28 protein-coding genes are annotated in these 23,198 nt (G+C 45.3%); 1 reads left to right on the top strand and 27 read right to left on the bottom strand.

Annotated features, from left to right (window positions below; all coding sequences use genetic code 11):
- Positions 1-222 precede the first annotated feature (222 nt).
- The 17 genes from M2404_RS19050 to M2404_RS18970 form a co-directional block, all read right to left on the bottom strand.
- Positions 223-720 (bottom strand): S26 family signal peptidase, encoded by a 498-nt coding sequence (locus M2404_RS19050; protein ID WP_259241487.1) that lies wholly within the window; start codon positions 718-720, stop codon positions 223-225.
- Positions 704-1,132, bottom strand: a complete 429-nt coding sequence (locus tag M2404_RS19045) for a DUF2840 domain-containing protein (RefSeq protein WP_259241486.1) — start codon at positions 1,130-1,132, stop codon at positions 704-706. The genes M2404_RS19050 and M2404_RS19045 overlap by 17 nt, the downstream gene beginning before the upstream one ends.
- A complete protein-coding gene (locus M2404_RS19040) occupies positions 1,120-1,941 on the bottom strand; it encodes a RepB family DNA primase (RefSeq protein ID WP_259241485.1) in 822 nt (273 codons plus the stop codon). Before M2404_RS19040 ends, M2404_RS19045 begins: the two co-directional genes overlap by 13 nt.
- 102 nt (positions 1,942-2,043) lie before the next feature.
- Positions 2,044-2,385 (bottom strand): hypothetical protein, encoded by a 342-nt coding sequence (locus M2404_RS19035; RefSeq protein WP_259241483.1) that lies wholly within the window; start codon positions 2,383-2,385, stop codon positions 2,044-2,046.
- Positions 2,363-2,788, bottom strand: a complete 426-nt coding sequence (locus M2404_RS19030) for a hypothetical protein (RefSeq protein ID WP_259241475.1) — start codon at positions 2,786-2,788, stop codon at positions 2,363-2,365. The genes M2404_RS19035 and M2404_RS19030 overlap by 23 nt, the downstream gene beginning before the upstream one ends.
- 3 nt (positions 2,789-2,791) lie before the next feature.
- Positions 2,792-3,922, bottom strand: a complete 1,131-nt coding sequence (locus M2404_RS19025) for a ParB/RepB/Spo0J family partition protein (protein ID WP_259241473.1) — start codon at positions 3,920-3,922, stop codon at positions 2,792-2,794.
- A complete protein-coding gene (locus M2404_RS19020) occupies positions 3,919-4,695 on the bottom strand; it encodes a ParA family protein (protein WP_259241469.1) in 777 nt (258 codons plus the stop codon). Before M2404_RS19020 ends, M2404_RS19025 begins: the two co-directional genes overlap by 4 nt.
- A complete protein-coding gene (locus M2404_RS19015) occupies positions 4,688-5,092 on the bottom strand; it encodes a hypothetical protein (RefSeq protein WP_259241467.1) in 405 nt (134 codons plus the stop codon). The genes M2404_RS19020 and M2404_RS19015 overlap by 8 nt, the downstream gene beginning before the upstream one ends.
- A 930-nt stretch (positions 5,093-6,022) precedes the next feature.
- Positions 6,023-6,394 carry a hypothetical protein gene (locus tag M2404_RS19010; protein ID WP_259241464.1) on the bottom strand — a complete coding sequence of 124 codons (372 nt, stop codon included), beginning with the start codon at positions 6,392-6,394 and terminating at the stop codon, positions 6,023-6,025.
- 58 nt (positions 6,395-6,452) lie between these two features.
- On the bottom strand, positions 6,453-6,818 hold the full coding sequence (locus M2404_RS19005) for a hypothetical protein (RefSeq protein WP_259241463.1): 366 nt from the start codon (positions 6,816-6,818) through the stop codon (positions 6,453-6,455).
- 70 nt (positions 6,819-6,888) lie between these two features.
- Complete coding sequence (locus M2404_RS19000) at positions 6,889-7,080, bottom strand: hypothetical protein (RefSeq protein ID WP_259241461.1); 192 nt, start codon at positions 7,078-7,080, stop codon at positions 6,889-6,891.
- Positions 7,081-7,126: 46 nt separating this feature from the next.
- Positions 7,127-7,699, bottom strand: coding sequence for a hypothetical protein (locus tag M2404_RS18995; protein ID WP_259241459.1), 573 nt, complete (start codon positions 7,697-7,699; stop codon positions 7,127-7,129).
- A gap of 26 nt (positions 7,700-7,725) precedes the next feature.
- A complete protein-coding gene (locus M2404_RS18990) occupies positions 7,726-7,887 on the bottom strand; it encodes a hypothetical protein (protein WP_259241455.1) in 162 nt (53 codons plus the stop codon).
- Between the two features lie 7 nt (positions 7,888-7,894).
- Entirely contained in the window at positions 7,895-9,118 is a 1,224-nt protein-coding gene (locus tag M2404_RS18985; protein ID WP_259241454.1) for a toprim domain-containing protein, read from the bottom strand.
- 8 nt (positions 9,119-9,126) lie between these two features.
- The gene (locus M2404_RS18980) at positions 9,127-9,330 is read right to left on the bottom strand and encodes a hypothetical protein (RefSeq protein ID WP_259241452.1); all 204 of its coding nucleotides are present in this window, start codon (positions 9,328-9,330) and stop codon (positions 9,127-9,129) included.
- A gap of 817 nt (positions 9,331-10,147) precedes the next feature.
- Positions 10,148-10,522 (bottom strand): hypothetical protein, encoded by a 375-nt coding sequence (locus M2404_RS18975; protein ID WP_259241451.1) that lies wholly within the window; start codon positions 10,520-10,522, stop codon positions 10,148-10,150.
- A gap of 622 nt (positions 10,523-11,144) precedes the next feature.
- Positions 11,145-11,597: a hypothetical protein gene (locus M2404_RS18970; RefSeq protein ID WP_259241449.1), complete on the bottom strand. Its 453-nt coding sequence runs from the start codon at positions 11,595-11,597 to the stop codon at positions 11,145-11,147.
- 1,064 nt (positions 11,598-12,661) lie between these two features.
- On the opposite strand from M2404_RS18970, the gene M2404_RS18965 reads away from it, so the two are divergent.
- On the top strand, positions 12,662-13,495 hold the full coding sequence (locus tag M2404_RS18965) for a hypothetical protein (RefSeq protein ID WP_259241447.1): 834 nt from the start codon (positions 12,662-12,664) through the stop codon (positions 13,493-13,495).
- A gap of 202 nt (positions 13,496-13,697) precedes the next feature.
- Here M2404_RS18965 and M2404_RS18960 read toward each other — a convergent pair whose 3' ends face one another.
- The 10 genes from M2404_RS18960 to M2404_RS18915 all read right to left on the bottom strand — a co-directional run bounded on the left by M2404_RS18960 (position 13,698) and on the right by M2404_RS18915 (position 22,475).
- Entirely contained in the window at positions 13,698-14,108 is a 411-nt protein-coding gene (locus tag M2404_RS18960; RefSeq protein WP_259241446.1) for a hypothetical protein, read from the bottom strand.
- A gap of 59 nt (positions 14,109-14,167) precedes the next feature.
- Positions 14,168-15,484, bottom strand: coding sequence for a DUF3560 domain-containing protein (locus tag M2404_RS18955; RefSeq protein WP_259241443.1), 1,317 nt, complete (start codon positions 15,482-15,484; stop codon positions 14,168-14,170).
- A 147-nt stretch (positions 15,485-15,631) separates the two neighbouring features.
- Positions 15,632-16,279 (bottom strand): hypothetical protein, encoded by a 648-nt coding sequence (locus M2404_RS18950; protein WP_259241441.1) that lies wholly within the window; start codon positions 16,277-16,279, stop codon positions 15,632-15,634.
- A gap of 593 nt (positions 16,280-16,872) precedes the next feature.
- Positions 16,873-17,898, bottom strand: coding sequence for a DNA sulfur modification protein DndB (locus M2404_RS18945; RefSeq protein WP_259241439.1), 1,026 nt, complete (start codon positions 17,896-17,898; stop codon positions 16,873-16,875).
- A gap of 99 nt (positions 17,899-17,997) precedes the next feature.
- Positions 17,998-19,353 carry a DNA sulfur modification protein DndB gene (locus M2404_RS18940; RefSeq protein WP_259241437.1) on the bottom strand — a complete coding sequence of 452 codons (1,356 nt, stop codon included), beginning with the start codon at positions 19,351-19,353 and terminating at the stop codon, positions 17,998-18,000.
- A gap of 84 nt (positions 19,354-19,437) precedes the next feature.
- Positions 19,438-19,656 (bottom strand): hypothetical protein, encoded by a 219-nt coding sequence (locus M2404_RS18935; protein WP_259241436.1) that lies wholly within the window; start codon positions 19,654-19,656, stop codon positions 19,438-19,440.
- A gap of 41 nt (positions 19,657-19,697) precedes the next feature.
- Positions 19,698-20,582: a DNA cytosine methyltransferase gene (locus M2404_RS18930; RefSeq protein WP_259241435.1), complete on the bottom strand. Its 885-nt coding sequence runs from the start codon at positions 20,580-20,582 to the stop codon at positions 19,698-19,700.
- 112 nt (positions 20,583-20,694) lie between these two features.
- A complete protein-coding gene (locus M2404_RS18925) occupies positions 20,695-21,483 on the bottom strand; it encodes a methyltransferase (RefSeq protein WP_259241432.1) in 789 nt (262 codons plus the stop codon).
- Between the two features lie 135 nt (positions 21,484-21,618).
- Complete coding sequence (locus M2404_RS18920; RefSeq protein WP_259241431.1) at positions 21,619-21,981, bottom strand: hypothetical protein; 363 nt, start codon at positions 21,979-21,981, stop codon at positions 21,619-21,621.
- A 23-nt stretch (positions 21,982-22,004) separates the two neighbouring features.
- Positions 22,005-22,475, bottom strand: coding sequence for a hypothetical protein (locus tag M2404_RS18915; RefSeq protein ID WP_259241429.1), 471 nt, complete (start codon positions 22,473-22,475; stop codon positions 22,005-22,007).
- Positions 22,476-23,198 lie beyond the last annotated feature (723 nt).

The raw sequence follows: 23,198 nt of genomic DNA, 5'->3' as shown, positions 1-23,198 counted from the left end.
TCAATTTGATTACACCTATATATAGGTGTAATCAGCTCTACCCCCCGAAATTAATACGATTCCAACGAAAAAGATACGTTCCTTTTATCTTGCCTTAGTTCCTATGCTTCGCATAGGTCGCTTCCGCGCAAGGCTCCGCCTTGGTAAAAATAGAGTCAAACGGATATAAAAAAACCAGCTAAGCAGCTGGTTTGGTGTACTAAGTACGAGAAGGGGCTGAACTCAAAAGGCCTCTATTACATCCTTAATATGGCTCTCACTGAGCAATCCGAAGTAGCGAGAGTCATAGCCATTTTGCAGGTCGTCTGAAACAACAAAGACGCTTCCAGTAGGAATTTCGCCGCAAAATTCAGGCACTGTTATTTGGTATTTCCTAACTATATCAGCGCTGTAATTAATGGTATATTTGCGATTAATCTGAACAGAATTATCCGAGTAGCAAACGTGATCACCAGCAACAGCTGCGACATTTTTGAAGATGAATTTGTATGTTTTTATGTCATTTTCTGCAAGAAAATTTATAAACACATCGTTTGGTGTGAAGGCAATTATGTCGCCAACACTGATATCTTTTACAACAGATCTGTACATCCCTTTAGGTATTGATGGGCTCCTATTGTAGTAATAGTTACCAAAGTAATTCTGATAAACTGGCACAAATATAGCTACAGAAGGCACTATCAATATCGCGTAAAGCCAAGGTTTATTTTTTATCTGCATTCAGTTCTCCGTTAAAAATAATAACTTTTCTTGTCGGCAAAGCAGCCTGAACTCTTTCCCAGTATCCGGGCTTAACTCGGTAAAAATCATCACCAATTTCTGCCATTAATGCTTTTAGCTTTTCCACCTGCCGTTTACCTGTGGCGCGACAAAGTAACTGGCAGCCTGGATAAACCCCTGCAATCTTTACAGAGCCAATACCAGCGGTTGCTTTGCAAATGTTCAAGGTCCAAGTTGCTGTTCCGAAGGCATTCGATGTCCATCTTTCGTACACAAAAAGTGAATCTGTTTTTACTTTGTGAAAGCTGCGTTCCGCACCATCCAGATATTGACTAGCGCTTTTAACGACAACAGCATTAGTGAGCTGATAACGTAGTAAATCTGGTATATACAGCGATTCTACAACGACCACCCCAAGAGCCCCCTTGCTTTTCTAATTGTCCTGTTTGCATACTCGACCTGCCTTCTAATTGAGCCTTTTTTTGATAAATTACGTGAGAGAATTTCAGATCTCACTATTGACACGTCCACCCCAAGCTTTAAGGCATTAATTGCGTATGCCATATCCGCCCGATGGAGATCTCCAGCAAACTCAACTGACAAGTGATAGTCAGATATCGATTTAATTAATGGATTTCGCATGCGAAATTCATCAGATAAACTTAGATAATCAGATATCCTTTTAATCAATAACCCAGAAGGTGAAACTGGCCTGTAGCTAGCATGCACAAGTTTTACGAATGGATAATCGCCAGATGGAAGGCGATGCTTTGCTTTTGTATTCGTGAAACCAGTTAACTTGCCTGGCTGACCTTGATTTAATGAACACTTGTCGGCGCTTATGTCTTTTACCAAGTAGCCGGTTAAGGTGTCACGAATTGAAATGCTGTAGCTATCAGAAAGAACAATCCACGCTTGATAATTTAAAGGGGATGTTTCAACAATAACACTGGGAGCAAGCCCATACCCATTGAGCTTGTTCAGGCCAAGATAGTTAACATCATCAAAGAAAAGTATGTTATGCCTATCAACTGGTGAGAAAGAAATCTGATAACCACTTGCATTTTTTGCCTTTAGAAAGCTAATAAATTTAGCTGTACATATAGCCTCTGAAGCAAGAGTTCTGACTATTGCTTCGTCCTGCCCAATGCAAAATACCTTATACACCTTTTTACCTAACGCCCTTAGCTGTTTTGAGCAAAGGTAGGCAGAAATATCCACTATAAAATCAACTCATATAGAAACATGACTATCATGAATAGCATAAAAAAAACTGCTGTAAGCTTGAAAGCTTTCTCAACTAACCCGAATAAGAACATGGCACTACTCCTGCTTTACCAAATATTTTTTATACAATGCCTCAAACTCCAACCAACCATCAGCAGGCAGGCTTACAAATTTACTTTGCCACCCTTTCGGGGCTGGCCCAAAGCTACCACGGTAGTATCTTGAGAAATCGACCCCCAGCCTTGAGATAGATTGCTGCTTGCAGTGAAACTGCTCACTTATCTCTTTTATTCTTTTTCCATGCACAAATAATAGTTCAAGCATTGCCTTTGTATTATCTCCCAACGCCCTTTTTTTAGTCGCTGAGTATCCCGTATAAGCTATTTCAAAGTTGCTTATTGACAGCAGAATTTTGCTAGATTTTTCGACTTTCTTCACTACACACCTCCGCAAATTTATTTATCGTGTCCTGCCCAGGGAAACTATCTGATTCCAGATTTGAAAATAGATCATCAACCATAAAGGCATGTACAGCCTGGCACAGTTCCGCAATCGAATAGTCAGTGTACGGGCGGCTTCCATCATTAAGTGTCAGTATGGCAGCCTCCACCTCAGCGGAGCATTTGGGCAACCACCCTAAACTGATTGCCGTCATAAGCAGTGACTTCAACACCCATTTATGGACAATTCTTTGCTGTAGCTCATAAAATTTAAGGCGTTTCTCTGCAATCTCATTGCCAGATAATTGCTTTATTTTTATTGCTGCAGTGCCATGCCCTGGCGGTCTAACAACACTCAAAATATAAGCTACCAATGTTGCCGCAAACTCTTTACCTAACATCTGCTAGTCCTTAATTGAGATTGAAACATTTACACCATCTGGCAGAGAAATCTCAGTGACATTGCCACTAACATCCCATACGAATAAGCCAGCCTTCCCCATCATAAGTCTGTTCGCCGTTATAGAATTATCTGCAACTGGATCAGCAACTGGTATGGTATCAAGCAGTTCAAGCTGTTCCTCAGCAGCTGACTCTGATTTATCAACTAAATCAGAATAATCCCGTTTATTTTGTTCTCTCTGAGCAACTTTTTCATCCGAATCACTATCTTCATTCGGCAATTTATCAACTAAGCTACCCACACCACCGCGACTGCCACCACCTTTTACCGGCGGCTCTTTTTTACTTACCTCCCTCCAAACTTGGGCTGCTGATTCCCTGATTGCATTAATTTTACCTTCTTGATAGTCATGGATTAAATCGTCGTAAGCCTCTTTATTTTCTTCGTATATGCGGCCCAATAACACCCTTGCTTCCATGTCTGAAATATCATTAGCGTCACAATCCCAATGCACAGAAGATGGAACTTTTGCCAACGCCAATCGTTTAGACACCCAAGACTCGGTAACCTTTTTACCGCTTTCTCCTAACGCTTCTACTGTCTTTTCACGGCCAATTTCATTTACCAGATCTAAGATCGCCTCAGCTTCATCTACTGCATCCGGCTGTTCACGCCCCTTGTTCTCTATAATCTGGCCTATTTTAACAACAGCATTTTTGCTCATACCTTCGCGTGATACGTATTCACGTTTAATCACCGGCATCTTGGTATAACCCGAATACTGAACATCATCAGGATATGTCGTTTGTAAATACTGAAACGCCCTTATTCGACATTCACCTAGCCGGTGAACGAAGGCTGGATCACCTTTTACAATTAGCAGTTGCTCCGCATTATCACCAGGTGATCTGAGCTCAACAACCGGTGGCTGCTGTAGGCCAGCAGAGCGAATCATCTCTGCCAACTCAACAATCCACCCATCTCGGATGCGTTTACGCGGCTGAGTTTTATCAAAAGCTACATCGAATGGGTTTATTTCAATAAGCTCATCACCGTTTGATATACCTGCTTTTTGCAATTCCTGGCTTGCCCCTAGGGCATTTGCTAAACCGCTTAGATTCAAGCTTTTCATTTTCTTTTACTCCCATATATTTTAGTCAGATATGCCAAGAATTGTTTTGATGCTTTGCTATCACCACTACCTCTCAGCTTCTGCCAAACTGGCTCTCCAGCATCTATACAATCACTTATCCAGCCAAAATTTTGTATCGGTGGGCACACCATTCTTTTACCAATTATTGGGTCAGATGTTATCTGCCGAAGAATTTCAGCCTGTTTTTTTCGGCGAGGGATATATAAGTTGATCACAAACCCTCGTAACTGCATATTCTGATTCACTTCGACCCTAAAACTGTTTATTGTTGTTACAAACTTTTCCAAGCCATCTACGCTCTGCTGTTCGCACGTCAGTAAGCCGACTACATCCGTAGCAACAACATAAGCAGCAGTCAGCAATGGTTCGCCAGATGGTGGGACATCAATAAAAATCGCATCATACTGCTGCGATAGCATTTGGATATTTCGCGCAAAATTTACAATGACGTCCTGTGTTTTTTGTAAGTCATTTAAAAAATTATCGCCAGGGATAACATACACGCCGTGCTTACCCTGCAGAGGTTCACCTTCATACTGGCCATCAAACAAAAGTGAAGAGTGCTTCTGATCAAAATCTGCATTAACACCCAACATCCGGGTAGAGTTGCATTGCGGCTCAATATCAATCAGCAGAACTTTTTTCCGCAGTTCAATTGCAGCATAATACGCTCCCTGGGTGGTAGCACCGGTTTTACCAACACCACCTTTGTTCGTTGCAATTACATAAACATTGCCTGTTTTTTTACTCATGACTGATGCCCTCAATAAACTTTAATAGTCCTGCCTGGCTGACACTCATAGGTGTTCCGGCTACGGTGTGATTAACAGCTCCAGCCAGAAGCGTAATCCCTTTTTCAAGGGCAACAATAACGGCTGCTATATCTCTCTGAGCTTGCTCAAGCCCACGCTTTTTAATGTTATTTCTGATTTGCCTTAAAGCCCTTTCCTGCAAATCTTGCCTAGCCCCGACATATTCTTTTTTCTTATCACTACCCACCGGGTAAAGTAGCGTTAAATATTTTCCACCACGCCAATGCGCTGAAGCGTTTATACACCCATCCTCTTCCAATTTTTTTATTTCGCCTGGAAGGGTAGATAGGCGCTTTTGAGCGGCAGTATATGCCTCATTCAGTATTGAAATATCCATCTTTTCTCCTCACCACGTAAACCGGTGAACGTTTATTTTCAGAAATAACCAAATTTAATCTGGCCAGAACACCATACCATAAACAACACAAACACAACAATAAAACACCGCCAAAACAACCCTTATCTAGTTGTCTTTTTTAACTGGAGGAACACATCGGTTTTGACAAATACCATCTTCATCACAATTTTTACACGACATAAAAACCCCAAAAAAATCAACAAATGATGTATACAAGTATACACGAAATTGGCCAACAAACAATCTATACACAACATTTATTTTGATTTCTCATGCAAAAATATGCCGCAGGCATGGAGTGAGCAACGACTGGAAGGAGTCGCGCAACGGGAACCAGCGTACTAAATTCAAGGAAAGGAGATTGATGCGGCTCATAAGGTTTGTTGGCACATCGATTGCCAATCCGCCCTCTGCCAAACCGCTTTTAGAGTGACGCCCGGTATTACCAGGGCGAAGCGTACATCTAGTACACCTGTGTATTAACTATCAACGCTTTAGCAGTGCCACCAAAACCAGCTCAGCTGCAGCGGCCCGGGCCGTCAAACCGGTGGCGTTTTCGGTTGGCCACTGCCGGCAACGGTCGCTAAAGTGCCACCAGCCAAAAGCCTAAATTCAAGGCGGAAGCCTTACCCCAGCCAGAGCCTGGCATATTGGTATTTTCTGGTACCAAAATAACAGCGCAGTAGTGGCGGTGGTTAATATAACCGGTAAAGCCGGGCAAAGTTTACCAGGCTATTAACCCGGTGTACCGGCAAAATGGGTTGCCCTGGGCAGAAGTGGTAGCAAAGTGTATCGAGCTGCAGCTGGCCAGGCGCACAGAGTGGTAGCGAATCCGTTTAGCCGGCGCCGGCCGCTGCGGCTAGAGGGCTACCACCCCCAAAAAAAACTGGTTGAGCAAGGCTGCAGGTTTCACTGCCTGAACAGTAATGTTCTAAAAGGGCTGTCGTCCAGCGCCACCGAAGGTGCATTTTCTGAGTGGAGGAACATAACATTTACCGCATTATCGGTAATTTGCTTAACTAGGTGCTCTTTAATACTTTTGCTTAACAAAATGCCATGCCTTCTAGCAACGCCAGAAAACCTAACTACAATTTCGTCTACATACTGCATGTTATGTTCTCGATCAAAAGGAGCAACCTCATCAAGCAATAAAGGATGGAGCCAATCATCACCAGCCTCATTTAGCTGCCCAATGATGATGTATGCCTCGCCCATTGGTTTATCCCAGCCAGTCATAAGAACTAAATCTTTTTCTTCGTTAAACATATAATTTTGTGACACTTTTACAATTTCCTGTACTGGTTTATTAAAAGCGGTTTGGCAGAAATCAGCGGAATAACTAGCTTTTGCCTACAAGCTGTGGAGGTAAATTTTTAACTCCTAATTTACTCAACATTCTGGCTGCAAAACATGACAAACCATAACTGCTGCTGCCGCCTACAAGAAAACACGTACCAATGACCTGAGCTGCGAACAAAGGTTGTTCAACCCAAGAAAATGGAGCAAGATCTAGATTTTCTCCAAATGCAGCCGCTACAGCAGCTCCCAAGTATCCACCAAGTGGAACGGTTATTATCAGCAAAAATGGGATGTATACAAATCTCGGCAATAAACGATAGCGGGCGTTTGATAGCACCAAAAACCATAAAATTATAGAAATTGGTAACAGTAATACTAAGTTCTTCATCACAATTAAAGTGTTCACGAATGTATCCTCTATTAATAATTAACTTATTGTTGAACCTGGACAGCCAGGCGCAGCAGGTAAATCAACTTTAGGCATCTGATTTTTCAATGACCAACAGATATTCAGTCTCTTTTATTTTCTCTGCCAGTTCGTCCAGAAAACTGCGGCAACACTCGTCCTCACCCCACCATTCTGCAGCCATCGCGCTGACCTTCTTGTGCATTGACTGAAGGCTACGCCGGTGGCCTGCCGCACGTTGATTAATGGTTAGTTCAGCCATGTTTTTCCTCTGACCATTCGCTGGATGATTCTTAGCAAGACGATAATTACTCAAGAGCAAACTGCTCGAAACTGCTAAACACTCGTATGTTTTCAATAACCACATCCCCATGTCCACCTTGGCCATGCTTGACACTGAAGCATGCCGCATGCCACACATCACGGTACGAGCCAAAAACTCCTAATGGCTGCGCTTTGTTGTCAATTTTTTTAAGGAGAAAGGGCGGTTCAATATTAACTGTATCTTGCCAAACGTCCCCTCCCACTTCTTCGGCGAAGCGTTTCATCAAAACCCTGGAGCCATCAGTTATTGCTGCATTAACTTCAACAAATAGCCCCTCTTCCGGCAGTTCCGGCTTTGACACTGCAGGCCTACAAAAACTCTCACCACTAAAGTGATGCGCTTTAAATCCATCCAATAATTTTTTAAAATCTTCAGATCCCTCAGCAATAGCCTCCAGCTGCCTCATGTGTTCTTCAGCATCTTTGGTTACTGAGTAATCATCGGAGAACCCGGCAAACCAATCATGACCAGACAGCATGCTGTAAAACTGATGGCCGGTAACCTTCACTGGCCCTTTAACGGCTTTTGATAACAATTCTTCTCTGTGGATGCTCATACACCCCCCCATTAATACATAAATACTTAGTGACCTAGCCAGCGTAAAACAGCTTGAGCGTCATACTCAGCTAAATCACCCAGCTCCGAGAACATTTCTGCAGGGTCTGCGCCGTGATCTTCGCACTCTTTAACTGCCCTGGCTTTTGTGATTTTTAAACCTTCAGCCGATTCGTAGTAACTTAACATTTAAACCTCACGCAGCTTGTGATATGACATTGAAAATACCGCCAACAGATATAGCCTCTCTCTGTGTCCAGTAGTTTGCTTTTGACTTAATCTGCTTCTGCAGCACACTGATACCCACAACCCTATGAACGTCATTTGCATCAGTTCCATCGCCGGTGATAGGACAGAATACAAAACCTCCAAACTGCTTCACAGCCTCAAGAGCCCAATATAAACCCGAGTTGCCATTGTTCACGTTGTGACAGTCATTATCCGCAACCACCACCCTTTTCGCTTTCGGGTATAAAAAAGCCATAGCTGAATTTACTGCCGGCAAGTTAGTATTATATTGAGCAATTACACATGGCCGGCCTGTAGCTTCGTGCATTGATAGCGCCGTTGCCAACCCCTCACAAATATAAACTACATCAGCATTTGGAGTGTCACCTATTATGTAGAACGCCCCATTAGTATCAGCGCCCCAGGTCACTTTTTTGCGGTTATTATTTGAATATGGCTTGTCATAGATGCGCTGTAACCCGGCAACCGCCCCAGTAACTTTAATTAACGGGAAGGCGATAAAAAAACCTTTGCTATCACTGCCAAACCGGAGATCCGTTTGCCTTGCTATGCTGTCAACCGCTTTATCTGTTAAATAACAGCTGGAATGATTGCTAGTTGCATAAGCTGAAAGCTGGCTGATTAATGCAATATCTTTTTCCAGCTCAACTTTCATCGCGGCCCTGGAATCTTGTTGCGCTTTCAACGCGGCTGCTCTTTTCTGATCGTAGCTTTCAGCCATGATAGGTTTTGATACGTAATTACCCGCTTTATAGGTTTCAAACTCGGCCCACATTAAGGGTAAGGCATTGAAACAATTTGTACCCAGATTACCTTTGTCATTTGGGGATAACTTTTTTATATACGACTGTCGCGCATTTGCAAATGTGATGATGGGCCATTGAAACGTTGCTGTCTGGTTGGCGGCAGGCTTTTTATCTTTATACTCAGCATACGTCGGCACAACGTACACTCTATATTTATCTTCACCAGTTAAACCCACCACCCCATCCCGACCCCGGTACACCGTTTTATTTAAGTGGTATGCGATATTAATCTCAGTTTCACTCCAATCAATACCAGCTTCAGCAGCCAGGTTGCTTATTTGCTGATGATAATATTTAGCAATCTGAATTGGTGTAGAACCAATCTCACTCAAAACAAATGAAACGAAATCATGCGCCTTCATCATTACCTCGCTTATAGCGCTTCGATTGCAAGCTGAATACGCTGCTCGAATGACAACAAATAAATCAACTGCAGAATAGCATCGGCCAGTTCAGAGGTGTCATAACTAAATAGACAAATTGCTGCGCCATTTTTTTGAGTGGCGAAAATAGTATTGCCACTCTGAATAAACTCTCCGGTTAAAGAATCATCAAAGCAATCATCAATTTCTAACATAGTAAAACCTCCAAATCAATATATACAAGTATACACGAAAATGGAGCAAAAACAACACATATACAACATTATAAGATAATTTCGCATGCGAAAATATGCCGCAGGCATGGAGTGAGCAACGACTGGAAGGAGTCGCGCAACGGGAACCAGCGTACTAAATTCAAGGAAAGGAGATTGATGCGGCTCATAAGGTTTGTTGGCACACCGATTGCCAATCCGCCCACTGCCAAACCGCTTTTAGGGCAATGTCTGGCATTACCAGGGCGAAGCCCTTACACAAGCTTACAGCAGTTAGAGGGAATGTTTGCCAGGGGAACAGCCCGGCATACCGGCAAAGGGTGCCGCCCTGGGCGGAGGTGGTAGCTAAGTGTGTCGATCTGCAGCTGGCCAGGCACACAAACTGGTAGCGAAACCGTATCGCCGGCGCCGACCGCAGCGGCCAGAATGCCACCACCTTACTTAGTGCCAGAATGCACTGGCAAAATTAATGCCTATTAGTGTCTGCTGGCCAAAATTTGTCTTCAACTATCGCCCAAATGAATAACGCTGGGCATACCGTAATTACTAAACCCAAAAGGATGGTTAATATAATGTGCATTCCAGAAACATAATAGTAATAGCTAGGGTTAATTTCAAAACCCATATAGATACTTAATGGTTCAAGCGGGATTGCCTGATAAACGAACTTACAGATACCAAACATTACGTAGGTAAGCCATGCGAATAACACAACTCGCCACGCAACTTGGACCGGGTTTTTGGTAAAAATTTTCATACTTCACTCTCAGCTATCAATAAATAATGCGGACCTAATATGCTAACCTAGCGCACCGGACTTCTTTGGTACTTTAATAATTTTCTGCTTTTTTGAAGATAGAATAAAGTCACCATTCGCAAGCTGAATGAATTCCCGCTTTTGCGATATCCAGTTGTTAACCTGAAACATTGAAACGCCACCATCGCTAACAGCTGCAGCGGCGGCGGTTTTATCACCGCCGAAATACTCACCGATTATTTTATCCAACAAAATTGTTTCACTTCCAGATTGACCAGAACCCGCTACAAAACCAGCCGCCCAATCCTTATGATCTTCCGAGCCTGGGTTGTAAGGGTTATCCCCAAGCTCCCTGCTGCAAAAAAACGCCTCCCAACCTTTGTTATAAGCGTCAGATTTCCCCGGTACAAATTTCATGTGTTATCCCATGCAGATTCAAACTTTTGACATTCCAGGCTTTTAATTTGGGCTCTTAACCGATTATTGTCCTGGGCCATTATACTTGCCTTGTTACGCTCGGCGCGCAATAGCCTATTCAGCTGGTCTGGATTCGCCACCCTTGATAAAGACCTAACTAGCATGTAAAACTCTTTTTCGCCATCCGACTCAAAACGTGTTGATGCCATTAACTCCCGGTGGTTTACAACGTGTGTTGTAGTCACCGCCCCGGCCAGCGCTGTGACTTTCCCCCTGGGGTTAGTCCACAACAACCCCCACCCTGGAGGTATATCACCTACATTAATCACACCTTCAGGGCAAAGATAATAACGCCAGTTCCCTACCCCGCCAGACTGCCTGTGAGGCTTATACTTGTCAGCCAGAAAGTCAGCCCTACTAACCTTTACCTCAACAAGCACGGAGCCGCTTGCGAACGTACCGCAAGCCCTAAAACCTATTGCATCAGCAATTTCACCGTTAAATCCAGTTTTAGCTTCTGATATGGCCGTGTGACAGCCTGGCCCCCCTTTACTTAATGGAGACTGCAGCCACCGCACCGCTCTTTTAACAAGGAAATCGTGCATAAAACTAAGTTCTCAAATTAAACATCAGATAAAGTGGCAGCACTTTGTGGCTTTTCGATCTCAGCTTTTAGCCGCTTAAACTCCCCAAGAACAACGGCCCATTTAACCGATTCAAGAACATCAGTCCAGTCGTGCCACTTGCCTTTTTCTGGTAGTGCTTCAGATTCTTCCCAAGTTTCAACACAGCCAATACCACACAGGCATTCACCATCAAACCACATAAGATCACCAATTTTTGCATCGTCTCCCATGTAGTCAGTGCCGTAATCTGCCAGTTGCTGCTCGTAATCATCCTCAGACAACACAAAAAATTCATCAATGCTGTCATATTCACGCTTAATGTCAGCCTGATCTTCATCTGGTAGATCAGAAAATTTATGATTCCCATAATGGGCCGCACCATAATGCAGCGCTTTTACAGCCAGCTCTGCCACAAACTCGTCAAATGTCGTTTTTATGGTTAGATCCATACTCTTAACCTCTTAGTTAAGACGCTTACCTGCAATCGGTTAGTTACTATCAAAATTACCAGTATTGCAGTAATTGATTATTTTTCTTTTTGCTTCCGTTTTAGTCGATACAGACGCATAAACTCTGGCGGAACCATCATCAAGCACCAATCGCCCGATTTTGCGATGATAAGTAAACGTTAAACCGCACGGTGTTTTGTATTCGGTAAATTCCGACCCGATATCCTGCGCATTAATTTCTGATGATTTCAAAGACACTTTTCACCGCATGTAATGTTTAGTTAATAAACGAATTATAATTGAACAGTTATATAACGCAACAGTTATTTTATACCGACTTATTTGCCAGTTTCGCATGCGAAAATATGCCGCAGGCATGGAGTGAGCAACGACTGGAAGGAGTCGCGCAACGGGAACCAGCGTACTAAATTCAAGGAAAGGTAATTGATGCGGCTATTCAGGTTTATTGGCACACCGGTTGCAAATCCGCCCACTGCCAAACCGCTTTTAGGATGTTGCCTGGCATTACCAGGGCGAAGCCCTTGCTTAGCCCATAGAGGCTATACGTGTATATCAGCAAGCACCTTAGCAGTGCTACCAAAACCGGCGCAGCTGCAGCGGCCCGGAGCGTTATAACGGTAGCAATATAACCAGGCCTGCGCCGGCGAATGCCGCGCTTTTGATATCACCTTAGAGGCCGCAGGCCGGTTAGCTATAAAAGGCCGGAGGCCGCAGCGAAAGGGATGCGTAGGGCGTCAGTTCCGCCCTGGCGGAATGAGCGAAGCGAACCCGGAGAAGCCCGGCCCGTAGGGTTCGCCTTGATAGTGGCCCCTTGTATTTAGTGCCAAATATTAAAAGGTGGCTATACCGATTTAATTCTGTTCCTTTACTTGAATTGTTCAAATAATGAGCTAACTTATTTGGTAAGGGAACCTCGGCTCTTACCGCTCACATTGGTAAAGTCTAACCGACGCGAGGTAAGTCAGATTACATAAACCATCTACTAATTGCATTAACAATGGGTGGGTTTAGTGAGCAAGCCATGCGCCCGTGGAGCTAATGCAATGAAAATCTATATTAATCATATAAACGTAGCTAAATCAGCTGCAAAACGACTTCGCACAATTTGTGGCTCAGGCCTGGAATTGGCGCGCTACCACGATACGGTAGCTAAAATGCTCGGCTATCAAAATTACTTTGAATTAACCCAGACAACCAAAAAGCAAAAACATGAAGCTTCAGCATTGGATGAATGTCTGACGATAGGCGAGCAAGAGCAGAGGCTGTTGTTTCAGGCGCTGCAACTTCAGACAGAGATGAATTTTGACAGGGTGGAATCCTTAAAAGTCGCACTGGAATTGCGCCTGACGGCAGGTGATAAAAAATCACCGACCTTGTTATACCCTGATTATGATAAGAATCATTTCGTATCAGTCAAAGCCGATGATGGCTATATAGACATTTTTTTGCTTAATTCATCGCGTAGCAGAAAGCGGAGTGAGTATCTGTTAGAAATATTAGCTGAAGAACCAGAGCAAGATAATTATTATGAGTTCCTGGAGGTATTTCATCAGCAACCAGAAAACATCAGGTCCATAGCTTATCTACTGGAGCAATTGGTTGCCGAAAAAGAGCGTGAATCTGGATACGCTATGGCAACAAGCTTAGTGCTTTTAGTCAGAGACTTAATCAACGAGCTTCCAACGACAGGTAAGTTGAGGTTCAGTTATACGCCCTATGAGCATAGGATGCTGTTCAGCGCGATAGCCCTGGCAAAAAGTGTATTCGATTACTTGCAAGTAACTGGTGGGGCTGCTGAGTTAGCTATGGCCTACCAAACCTTGTCAATGTTAGTTGGTAAAGAGAGCGAGTATCACATTCAGGCGTTAGATGCGTAGGCCGGTTAGCTATAAAAGGCCGGAGGCCGCAGCGAAAGGGAGGCGTAGGGCGTCAGTTCCGCCCTGGCGGAATGAGCGAAGCGAACCCGAAGAGGCCCGGCCCGTAGGGATTCGCCCTGCTTTAGAATAGTGAGGGATAAACGCCACCGAGTGATGGTAATAATGCGGTGCCGCCAGGCACCGCATTGCTTGTTAGCCAAACTTACCGAGACTCCCCAGGGGAGCGAACAACCCACCCGTTGGGACGTTTAGCAATGTACGCCCTGCCACCGGTGCCTTTTTGCTCAGAAATCTGCCATTTTTCAATAAAAACATAGCCTTCAGGGTGAATCAAGCGCACCTTAACGGCATTCGTGCCGGTAAAGAGAGTGCAACCGAAGCTTTGCGCAGTTGGGCCAAACTGCCAGCTAAAAACGCTCTGATCTGGACAGTCGTCATAACCAAAAACCGTTGCAACTTCATTTTCTGCTATTTGCACTTTAACACCGCTGCCAAGGTAAACATTAGCGCGGTCTTGAAAGGTATTTTCTATAACAGGGCTGTTTTTCGCATCACAGGCCTGCAGCAGAAGTAAACCGAGTAACGCGACTAAAAGGTATTTGAATTTTATCATTTTACAATCTCAGTATGTTCAAGCGTAAAGCGCCTGCAGGCAAGCAGGCGCACGTATTATCAGTAAATGCTGCCCAGGGCGTTTAAGTCTTTGATTGCCCGGCGAGTGTCAGCAATGGCGTTAGGGGTGACTTTGCGAACCCACTCTTCGCTAGTGCGGGAGAATTTAAAAGCGTAACGCTTGCCCAGTATTTTTCTGGCCTCTTCAGAGGGCTTGCCGTTGTGAAATTTGAAGCGTAAGCGGCCTTCAGCAACATTCAGATCAAATGCTTCTGATTCATACTGCATCGGCTCACTGGCATGGATCCGGGTTAAAGATTCAATGCGTTTTTTTAGCCGGTTGATTTCAGCGTTGTTGTTTGTCAGCTGGTACGAGGCAAACCCCACGCGCCCATACTGTGGCGTCAGCAAAGCGTCAATATTGGCCTTACTCAACCCAAGGCCTGGCAGCTGCTCTGTTTTGCCCTGCCTGATTAAGGCGTTGGCCTTTTTCATCAGATCTTGGCTTTTTTGCAATGAAGCCAGCTTTTCTTTTAGCTTTTGCAATGCTTCAGGATCATCAGAGGCAATCCCGGCAGTACCAACACTGGCCGCCCGGCTTGCTAGCTCTTCTGCATGTTTTGAAAGCTGTACAGATTTTCCCATCGCATTCCACGATTTATCTAAAGTGCGCCGGTGACGCGCTTCAGAATGATGACCAACAAGTATTGGCTGCCCCATTGGTATCCCAGATACCAAATCGTGGCTGCGCTTATAAGCCGCATCTGAAGCCGTAGCCGCCTTAGCGGCCCGCGCACTGTAGCGCTCTGCCCGGCTCTGTTGCCGCTCAGCATAAGCCGGGTTAGTAAAAACCCCAGGCGCGGCCAGCTCAGCAACAGGCTCAGCCTCTTGCTCACTCTCAGGTGTTTGCTCTTGCGGTTGCTCGATAGCGGTTTGCACTTCGCTTTCGGTTTCTGATTCAGGCTTGTGATCAGTTGGTTCAACCTGCTGATCACTAAAAACGCACGCCATCGGGAAAAACTCAAACTTATTACCCTCTGACGCATCAGCGCTACCTGTATCAGCTTCAGCCACCGGCTCACCTGCTGACTTAGCAGTTAATGGCTTACCCCATATGCGGAAAGCCTTTTCGCCTTTTCTCACGTTAAAGCCTGCAGCTTTCCAATCCTGAAATGTTTTAAATTCTTTTGCACCGCTGGCTTTCTTGTGCAGCTCGATCAGGATGTCATTAATTGAAAGGCTGGCAGCTGCAAGCGCTTCCTCGTTTGTCTCAGCCTGTGCCACCATATTTTCCCTGATCATTTTTGCTTGTGCGCTCAGCTCGATCAGCTCTTTTTTTGCTGCCACTGTTGCCGCTGATGGTGTTTTCTTTTTCATGGTATTTTCTCTCTACAAGTACACCGTAGAACGTGACTGATCACCTCAATCAGTGAATACAAGTATACACCAAAAACCAGCCAGAATACAACACATAAACAACAACATACACAGAAAAAAGGCCACTTTAAAAGCGGCCTTTATGGGTTAATAATCAAGCAAAGCCGAATGGCTGTAGCATTCTAACGGCAGCTTGTTCAACTGCATTTTTTCATCCCAATCTTGCGCAGAAAACAATTTTGCGACATCAGCGGCCTGGGCCAGCAGGAGGCTTGCCCTTTTTGCCATTTTAACCACCGCTTTCGGTCTGAGTTTTTTGAGGTAATCGGAATAGAAAACGTTATCCGTTTTCATAAAAGCTTCATCGTCTAATCTGAAAATTTCCACGGTCAAAGCGGATTCCTCCTTAAGGCAGCGAACCGCTTTAACAAGCTTAAGATCGCGTTTAATCACCCGGATAGAACCCGCTTTTACGCGGTGTTTAAACTCCTGCGTCCCTAACTGCTTAACCAGTGGTGTTAGGTAGCCGTTTTCTGCAACAACCTGGTAGCGTGTTTCTGCGCTGTCCTGCGACTGTATAATCACTAATGACTTTCGGCTTTTGGCCAGCTCATGGTATGTGTTAATGCCTTTGTCGGCCCAAATGGCTTTTTTGGCACTTTCGCGCTGCACATAGCCAAACTCCAGAGCCTTATCTACAAGATCAACTTGCTTCTGTGTTGGATAGTTAACCGGGTGCTGAAACATAAGCATGGCCACTGCCAATGCATCAAATTCAATGAGTGTGAAATCCATAAAACCCCCTACAAAATACGCCGTAGAACGCGACTGATTACCCTTAATCAGTGAATATAAGTATACACGAAATCACACTTACAAACAACACATATACAACATTATCCGGTAATTTCGCATGCGAAAATATGCCGCAGGCATGGAGTGAGCAACGACTGGAAGGAGTCGCGCAACGGGAACCAGCGTACTAAATTCAAGGAAAGGTAATTGATGCGGCTATTAGGGTTTATTGGCACACCGGTTGCAAATCCGCCCACTGCCAAACCGCTTTAAGGGTAATGCTAGGCATTACCAGGGCGAAGCCCTTGCGTAGCTCACAGAGGTTATACGTGTATATCAGCAAGCACCTTAGCAGTGCTACCAAAACGGGCGCAGCTGCAGCGGCCCGGAGCGTTATAACGGTAGCAATATAACCAGGCCTGCGCCGGCGAATGCCGCGCTTTTGATATCACCTTAGAGGCCGCAGGCCGGTTAGCCATAAAAGGCCGGAGGCCGCAGCGAAAGGGATACGTAGGGCGTCAGTTCCGCCCTGGCGGAATGAGCGAAGCGAACCCGTAGAAGCCCGGCCCGCAGGGTTCGCCCACTCTTGTTTTTTATGCGCCTTGCATATGATCAATTTTCAGCTTCTTGGCCAGTACAGCAACTGCCGCCTCTTCCGCCGCTTTACCTGCTGTCATTTTACCGTCTTTAACCAGCACCCCTTGCCACATTTCAGCTCCCTTATCCCAATCCACCTCAAACATACGTTGCGCTGCATCAAACTGATTAATTTCAGGATTGCTTTTGTTACATTCACGAATCAAGGCCCCCAGCCGGGCGAGAGACATCAAGCCTGCAGCTGTCACCGTAACCTTGTTTACGTCAATATTTGGTTCATCCCAGCCCACAGCTGCAGCTATTGAATTCCACCAGGAAGAAACATAAAGCAATTGTGTCATACTGGGTGCTTCAGCCTTAGTAATACCCAGCACAATAACGCTCGCCGCAACAACATGACGATATGAAAATAGGTGGTTATTTTTATGGTTTGCCTGATTTCTTTCGTGATCAATTTTACCGCGCCACGCCCGGACTTTATTTATTTCTTCGGCAAGCTTCGACAGGTATGCATCACGATGATCATACGTCAGCGTCAGGCTTCGGCTTACTGACTTAGCATTGCTATTTATATCGCTGAACGCCTGCTGTCGCTGTTTAAGCGTCAAATCAGTGTAAAGCTGTATAGCGATATTATCCTGAGATAACGCAGGGCGCTCTTTTAGCACTGCGATAATGGAAGAGGCACGGGTCTGGCCATCAAACAGCTTAAATTTTGCTTCCATAGAAAAACTGATAGTACCGGCACAGCTGTTAGCAGCGGCTGGTGTAAAACGAAAATCACCATCCTCCAAGCACCCGACTAAAGGCGGTAACACATAGTTAGATGTGTTGCGCTTGAGGTAATTTACAATTCTATTGGTACGTGCTGGATCTGTCTTACGCTGAGAGCGCTCAAGCACGGGGCCAGTGTCCAGGTTTAAAAATTTTAGCAACAGTCGAAACGGGACAATAACCAAATAGATAACCTGCTGGGATTGCTGGCCTCTAATAGCTGTTAAGTTAAAGCGAAAATCGTCCATCAGTTTTATACCTCGTTACAGCATTCAATGTTACAGGGTGAAAGCGGGGATTAATGCGCAGGCCAACGAACTCAGGGTTAACTGAGTTCGCTGTTTTGTTTATTGGCTGTATTTGCTGTTATTTTCTTCAGCGGCGGCGATAGCCGCATCCCAAGAATAAAATTCCCCCAGTTCAGGGCGGCGCTTCTCCAGGGTTCCGACAAGGGCAGGGCCTGACAAAACCAATTTGTTGCGCTTTTGGCCGGTTTTGGCCTCAGCAACTTTAATTTGGTGGCAATGAATAGCGTATTCATTTTCAAACCAAACTCCAGGCTGTTGCATGTGCCAGCCTTCGGGATGCAAAGATTCCGTTTGAACTCTTTGCTCTTCAGGTACACCTAGTTCGTTGTAGAAATCGGCCGGATCAGCAGAAAACCTTTCAAGGTGGTGATCGATGCCTGAAATTCGCAAAAGGGTGGCCAATACGCTAGCTGTCGCGTCAATCTGGGCAGCGGTTTTAGTAACAAGGTTGCCATCTTTACCAACGATATTGCCCTCCCAAATCACGCGCTCACGCTCAAAGTTCATTTCTTTGATGGCCAGCGTAATAGTTTGAATATCAAGCTGATGACGCAAAGCGTATTCACCCACACGGGCCAACACCATCAACCCCACCGCGTTAAGGGTGACAAGTTGGCCACGCTTTTCTGAGCGGCGTTCAGCATCAATAAACCAGCCTACCGCCTTGGCTATTGAATTCCACCAGTTGGCCGCTGTTTTAAGATGTAGCTCGTTTGGTTCATCTGTCTTATTTAAGCCAAGCAATATCCGGTTTGCCTCAACAACGTGGCGGAATGAAAACAGCTTGTCGCTGGTCTGCTTGACGATATTATTTTCAAAGTCGATGGCGCCTGACCAGCTTTCTACCATATCAATCAGATCATAAAACTGCTGGGCCATATAATTGCGCTTATCATAAGCGAGGTTCAAGCTTGCGCTTACGGCCTTGGCGTTGCTGTTGATATCTGAAAAGGCTTGTTGACGCTCAGCTAATGACATACCAACAAATAGCTGGATAGATGCTTGGTGGTTTTTAAGTTGCGCTTTGTTGTTTTTCACAGCATCGAGGATGCCGGTGGCGCGATGCTGGCCATCAAACAGTTTTACAATGGCATCCATAGACAAGCTAAGCATGCCTACAACCCCATTTTTAACCGCTGCTTTGAACTCTAGTGTTTCATCTTCAACAACACCGGTTAAGCCAGGTAAAACAAACCCCGTAACATTTTTACAAATATAGTCGCTTATTGCGCTGGCACGTTTTGCGTCAACAACCCGCTGGCTTCTGTCCAGCACGTTGCCGGTATCAATTGCAAGCAAACGGGCCAAGGCATTAAACGGTACGCAGGCTGAATAAAAAATCCGACCTCCTTGCTCCCCTCTGACAGCCGGAAATTCAAAGCGTAAATCTGACATATTTCAACCCCTTAAGTGACAATGAAAGTGTGGTAACTGATAAGATAATTATAACTGAACAGTTATATAACGCAACAGTTATAGTCAGAGTTTTTTAACTTCCTGCTCAGTGAAAACCACCCAGCGGCGCGCTCTGACGAAAATAATTGAGCATACGCATTTATCACCACCTAAGAGGCGCAGCGCTGCAGCATTAGCTAAGAGTTGATCAGGAAATTGGCCGATGTATGCCATGACAAGCCTGCCGTCTTTTCTGACTGGGCAGATGTCTTTAACGTGGTATTCAACGGCATAGTATTTCATCAGACACCCAAAGAGGGGCCGCGGCCCCTCGTGTTCAGCAATTAAGATAAGCGTGAAAAGTAGCGTTTTAGCTCAAGCCCGGCCCATCGGGCCATTTGGCGCGGCACCCCGTTACCGATCATTTTATAAGCGTTAGAATCTGAACAGTTAAATTCAAACCACTCAGGAACGCCCTGCAGCCGGGCGTATTCTCGAACTGTATACGGCCTGACACCACGATTAAAACGCCGGTCAACAACAAGCCTTGTGCTTTTGTCTTTGCCGTAGTGTGCCAGACAGAGCGGGGCGATATCGCCACGATCAGGATCTGAAATTATGGGCTTGTCGCGGTAAATGCCATCAAGGCGTTTATTGATGGCACCGGGCCAGCTTACCTGTGGGTCGTCCTCTAAAATTTCTTTTAGCGTGATAGGCCAATGACACTCAGGCGGGGAAACAGTAAAAGGTTTTTTGGTACCAAAAATAATCAGGCGAGGGCGCTTTTGCGGCAACCATGTTTCAGCGCCAACGGGGCAGAAAACATTAATATAGTAATTTGGCAGTCGCGTCATAGCTTCCATCACGATAGGGAAGGCGCGCATACCCGGTACGTTTTCAACCAGATAAGCCTCTGGCGATTTAATGGCCACATGACGCAGGGCATGCAAAAACAAGTCATCCCCGGTGCGGGTATCATGCAAATCTGACAGTGTGGAGTATTTGGTGCAAGGGTAGGTGAAGGCCATCAGATCACAGTCTGTATCTGCAAGAACGGTTTTCTTTGCTATATCACATTGAACAATGTGATCACCAAGATTATGCCGGTAAACACTGGCGGCGGTTTCGTCCAGCTCAAATGCCTTACCAATCGTAAAGCCTGCTTCAATCAGGCCGGCATCTAAAAGCCCACATCCAGAAAAATAAGTATTAGCAATAATTTCCATCATTCAATCTCTCTACAAGAACGCCGTAGAACACGCTGATTTACCCTAATCAGTGTATATAAGTATACACAATAAAAAAGGGGGTTAACACCCCCTTTGTATTATTTTGCGTGATTTAAGCCGCGTTACTTTCGGCTGTACCGGCAATAATTTCGCTGAACTTACATTCCGCAAATTCTACGGTTAACCTAGTGTTTTTAAAGTTGGGTGTCTCGGTAGAAGCCGTGTCAATTGTTAAGGCTATTTCAAGCTCCCAGCGCGTTTGCTTTAAGAATTTCACATACGCATCGCGGTGAACAAACGGCTCGTTACGTGGGCTTGCGGAGATGTTAAACGGCACTAATTTTTGCGGTAAGATGAAATACCCCACGTCGGCAATTTCAGCGGCAATATCAATCGCCTTGTAAGCAAATTCTGAACCTGTGTAGCGGGGGGATTTTTTACCTGAACCGGTGGTTACAGCACCAAAAGGCGGGTTAGAAATAACGATATCAAAGTGACCAAGCGCCTTTAACTGGTCCAAATCTAGCGCATCCATACAGTGCCACTGTGCTTGCGGCACTATCTTTTTACCGACGTCAACATAATCAGCATTAATGTCTACACACACAAGCTCGATATCAGGGTTACGCAGCAGGCAGGCGTGGGCCAGCGCACCTATACCCGCGCACAAATCCAACACTCTGAACTTGCGCTTTTCAGATAGAAAGCCAACAGCCACAACGCTAAATTCCCAGGCCAATTCAGCACTGGTAAAGAACGCCCCTGCAGGGGCAATTAAATGATTTGCGCTTTCCTGATAGTTGGCAAGTACAAACTCCTTATCCTCAAAAGTGAGCCTTTCTTTTTGAAGGATAGCCAGAGCTTGAGTGTGTAACGAGGCATTTAATTTAGACAATTTCATGATACTTATTCCCTCTACAAGCACACCGTAGAACGTGACCGGTACAGCTTACCGGTGAATACAAGTATACACAAAAGCCATATTAAAAACAACGCAACAACAACAATAAAAAGCCACCCGTAGGTGGCTTAACTTTTATTCATCTTCAGCACATTCAATTTCATAGAGTAGCAACGCGCTCTTAAATGCTGCCGCATAATCAATACCCTGGGATTTAGCCCAGTGGCCAAGATTGCAAAGCAGATCGTTAAGCTGGGCATAAGGCGGTTCCTCTTCAATCCCCGCCGCCTCAGTGTGGCTTTGCACAGCCGCATGCGCCCAATCAGCTCGAACTGCATTTGTGACTTGGCTAAAAACCTCTGCCGGCTCATAGTCTGTAATATAATAATCCTCGCCATGCGAAACATAATAGCTAAGACGCTGCTCAGCTTGGCTTAAAGATAATTCATCTTCTATCACATTGTTTTGCGCATCTACGATGCTGTGTAAGTTATCCATATCACCCCCGAAAAAAACGCTGCTTAAGCAGCAGCGTCTTGTGGTTGAACAACAGTACGCAGAAAGATGGCATCTTCCAGATTTGCGGCATAAGTGTTTATTGTTTCACGGCTCCTGTCTGCCCCGTCAAGCAATAACGTATTCATGGCGTCCATAGCCTCAAACAGGCCACCGGCTTCAATAATTTCAGTGGTATCATCATCGTCCCCAGCTACCCGGCTGGTGATCACGAACAACGAAGCATCCACAACCACATCAATAAGCTTAATTTTAAGCGGGTATTGTGTACCATCATCACCGATGATCATCAGCTCATGCCCAAGCGCTAAGGCACGGCGGCCAGCAGGAACCGTAAAAAGGCCATTATCCCGGATCAGCTTTAACGCTTCCTCAGCTGGCATATATTCACCCCAAATACCATCACCAGTGAAATGGTATATTTTACCGGCATTACCTATTAGTTGCTCTACACTTAAAGTGTTAATAAATATCATAAAACCCCCTACAAAATACGCCGTAGAACGCGACTGATTACCCTTAATCAGTGAATATAAGTATACACGAAATCACACTTACAAACAACATATATACAACATTACCCGATAATTTCGCATGCGAAAATATGCCGCAGGCATGGAGTGAGCAACGACTGGAAGGAGTCGCGCAACGGGAACCAGCGTACTAAATTCAAGGAAAGGTAATTGATGCGGCTATTAGGGTTTGTTGGCGCACCGGTTGCAAATCCGCCCACTGCCAAACCGCTTTAAGGGTAATGCTAGGCATTACCAGGGCGAAGCCCTTGCGTAGCTCACAGAGGTTATACGTGTATATCAGCAAGCACCTTAGCAGTGCTACCAAAACGGGCGCAGCTGCAGCGGCCCGGAGCGTTATAACGGTAGCAATATAACCAGGCCTGCGCCGGCGAATGCCGCGCTTTTGATATCACCTTAGAGGCCGCAGGCCGGTTAGCGATAAAAGGCCGGAGGCCGCAGCGAAAGGGATACGTAGGGCGTCAGTTCCGCCCTGGCGGAATGAGCGAAGCGAACCCGGAGAAGCCCGGCCCGTAGGGTTCGCCAATAAAAAAGGCCCCGAAGGGCCAAGGACAACGCACACATGAATATTTGTGACTTACAACGCTAAATAGTACTCTACAATGCTATTTTGTACTGTACATCGCTATTTTGTACCGCTACTTCGCAGTAATAGCGGAGTGGCTT

Source organism: Rheinheimera pacifica (genome assembly GCF_024809855.1).
GTDB lineage: Bacteria > Pseudomonadota > Gammaproteobacteria > Enterobacterales > Alteromonadaceae > Alishewanella > Alishewanella pacifica_A.
This window is presented reverse-complemented; position numbering and strand designations above follow the sequence as displayed.

Coding starts and splice junctions, on each gene's coding strand:
- M2404_RS19050 (WP_259241487.1), bottom strand. CDS start 720: ATGCAGATAAAAAATAAACCTTGGCTTTACGCGATATTGATAGTGCCT.
- M2404_RS19030 (WP_259241475.1), bottom strand. CDS start 2,788: ATGTTAGGTAAAGAGTTTGCGGCAACATTGGTAGCTTATATTTTGAGT.
- M2404_RS19025 (WP_259241473.1), bottom strand. CDS start 3,922: ATGAAAAGCTTGAATCTAAGCGGTTTAGCAAATGCCCTAGGGGCAAGC.
- M2404_RS19020 (WP_259241469.1), bottom strand. CDS start 4,695: ATGAGTAAAAAAACAGGCAATGTTTATGTAATTGCAACGAACAAAGGT.
- M2404_RS19015 (WP_259241467.1), bottom strand. CDS start 5,092: ATGGATATTTCAATACTGAATGAGGCATATACTGCCGCTCAAAAGCGC.
- M2404_RS19000 (WP_259241461.1), bottom strand. CDS start 7,080: ATGGCTGAACTAACCATTAATCAACGTGCGGCAGGCCACCGGCGTAGC.
- M2404_RS18995 (WP_259241459.1), bottom strand. CDS start 7,699: ATGAGCATCCACAGAGAAGAATTGTTATCAAAAGCCGTTAAAGGGCCA.
- M2404_RS18990 (WP_259241455.1), bottom strand. CDS start 7,887: ATGTTAAGTTACTACGAATCGGCTGAAGGTTTAAAAATCACAAAAGCC.
- M2404_RS18985 (WP_259241454.1), bottom strand. CDS start 9,118: ATGATGAAGGCGCATGATTTCGTTTCATTTGTTTTGAGTGAGATTGGT.
- M2404_RS18980 (WP_259241452.1), bottom strand. CDS start 9,330: ATGTTAGAAATTGATGATTGCTTTGATGATTCTTTAACCGGAGAGTTT.
- M2404_RS18975 (WP_259241451.1), bottom strand. CDS start 10,522: ATGAAATTTGTACCGGGGAAATCTGACGCTTATAACAAAGGTTGGGAG.
- M2404_RS18970 (WP_259241449.1), bottom strand. CDS start 11,597: ATGGATCTAACCATAAAAACGACATTTGACGAGTTTGTGGCAGAGCTG.
- M2404_RS18965 (WP_259241447.1), top strand. CDS start 12,662: ATGAAAATCTATATTAATCATATAAACGTAGCTAAATCAGCTGCAAAA.
- M2404_RS18960 (WP_259241446.1), bottom strand. CDS start 14,108: ATGATAAAATTCAAATACCTTTTAGTCGCGTTACTCGGTTTACTTCTG.
- M2404_RS18955 (WP_259241443.1), bottom strand. CDS start 15,484: ATGAAAAAGAAAACACCATCAGCGGCAACAGTGGCAGCAAAAAAAGAG.
- M2404_RS18950 (WP_259241441.1), bottom strand. CDS start 16,279: ATGGATTTCACACTCATTGAATTTGATGCATTGGCAGTGGCCATGCTT.
- M2404_RS18945 (WP_259241439.1), bottom strand. CDS start 17,898: ATGGACGATTTTCGCTTTAACTTAACAGCTATTAGAGGCCAGCAATCC.
- M2404_RS18940 (WP_259241437.1), bottom strand. CDS start 19,353: ATGTCAGATTTACGCTTTGAATTTCCGGCTGTCAGAGGGGAGCAAGGA.
- M2404_RS18935 (WP_259241436.1), bottom strand. CDS start 19,656: ATGAAATACTATGCCGTTGAATACCACGTTAAAGACATCTGCCCAGTC.
- M2404_RS18930 (WP_259241435.1), bottom strand. CDS start 20,582: ATGATGGAAATTATTGCTAATACTTATTTTTCTGGATGTGGGCTTTTA.
- M2404_RS18925 (WP_259241432.1), bottom strand. CDS start 21,483: ATGAAATTGTCTAAATTAAATGCCTCGTTACACACTCAAGCTCTGGCT.
- M2404_RS18920 (WP_259241431.1), bottom strand. CDS start 21,981: ATGGATAACTTACACAGCATCGTAGATGCGCAAAACAATGTGATAGAA.
- M2404_RS18915 (WP_259241429.1), bottom strand. CDS start 22,475: ATGATATTTATTAACACTTTAAGTGTAGAGCAACTAATAGGTAATGCC.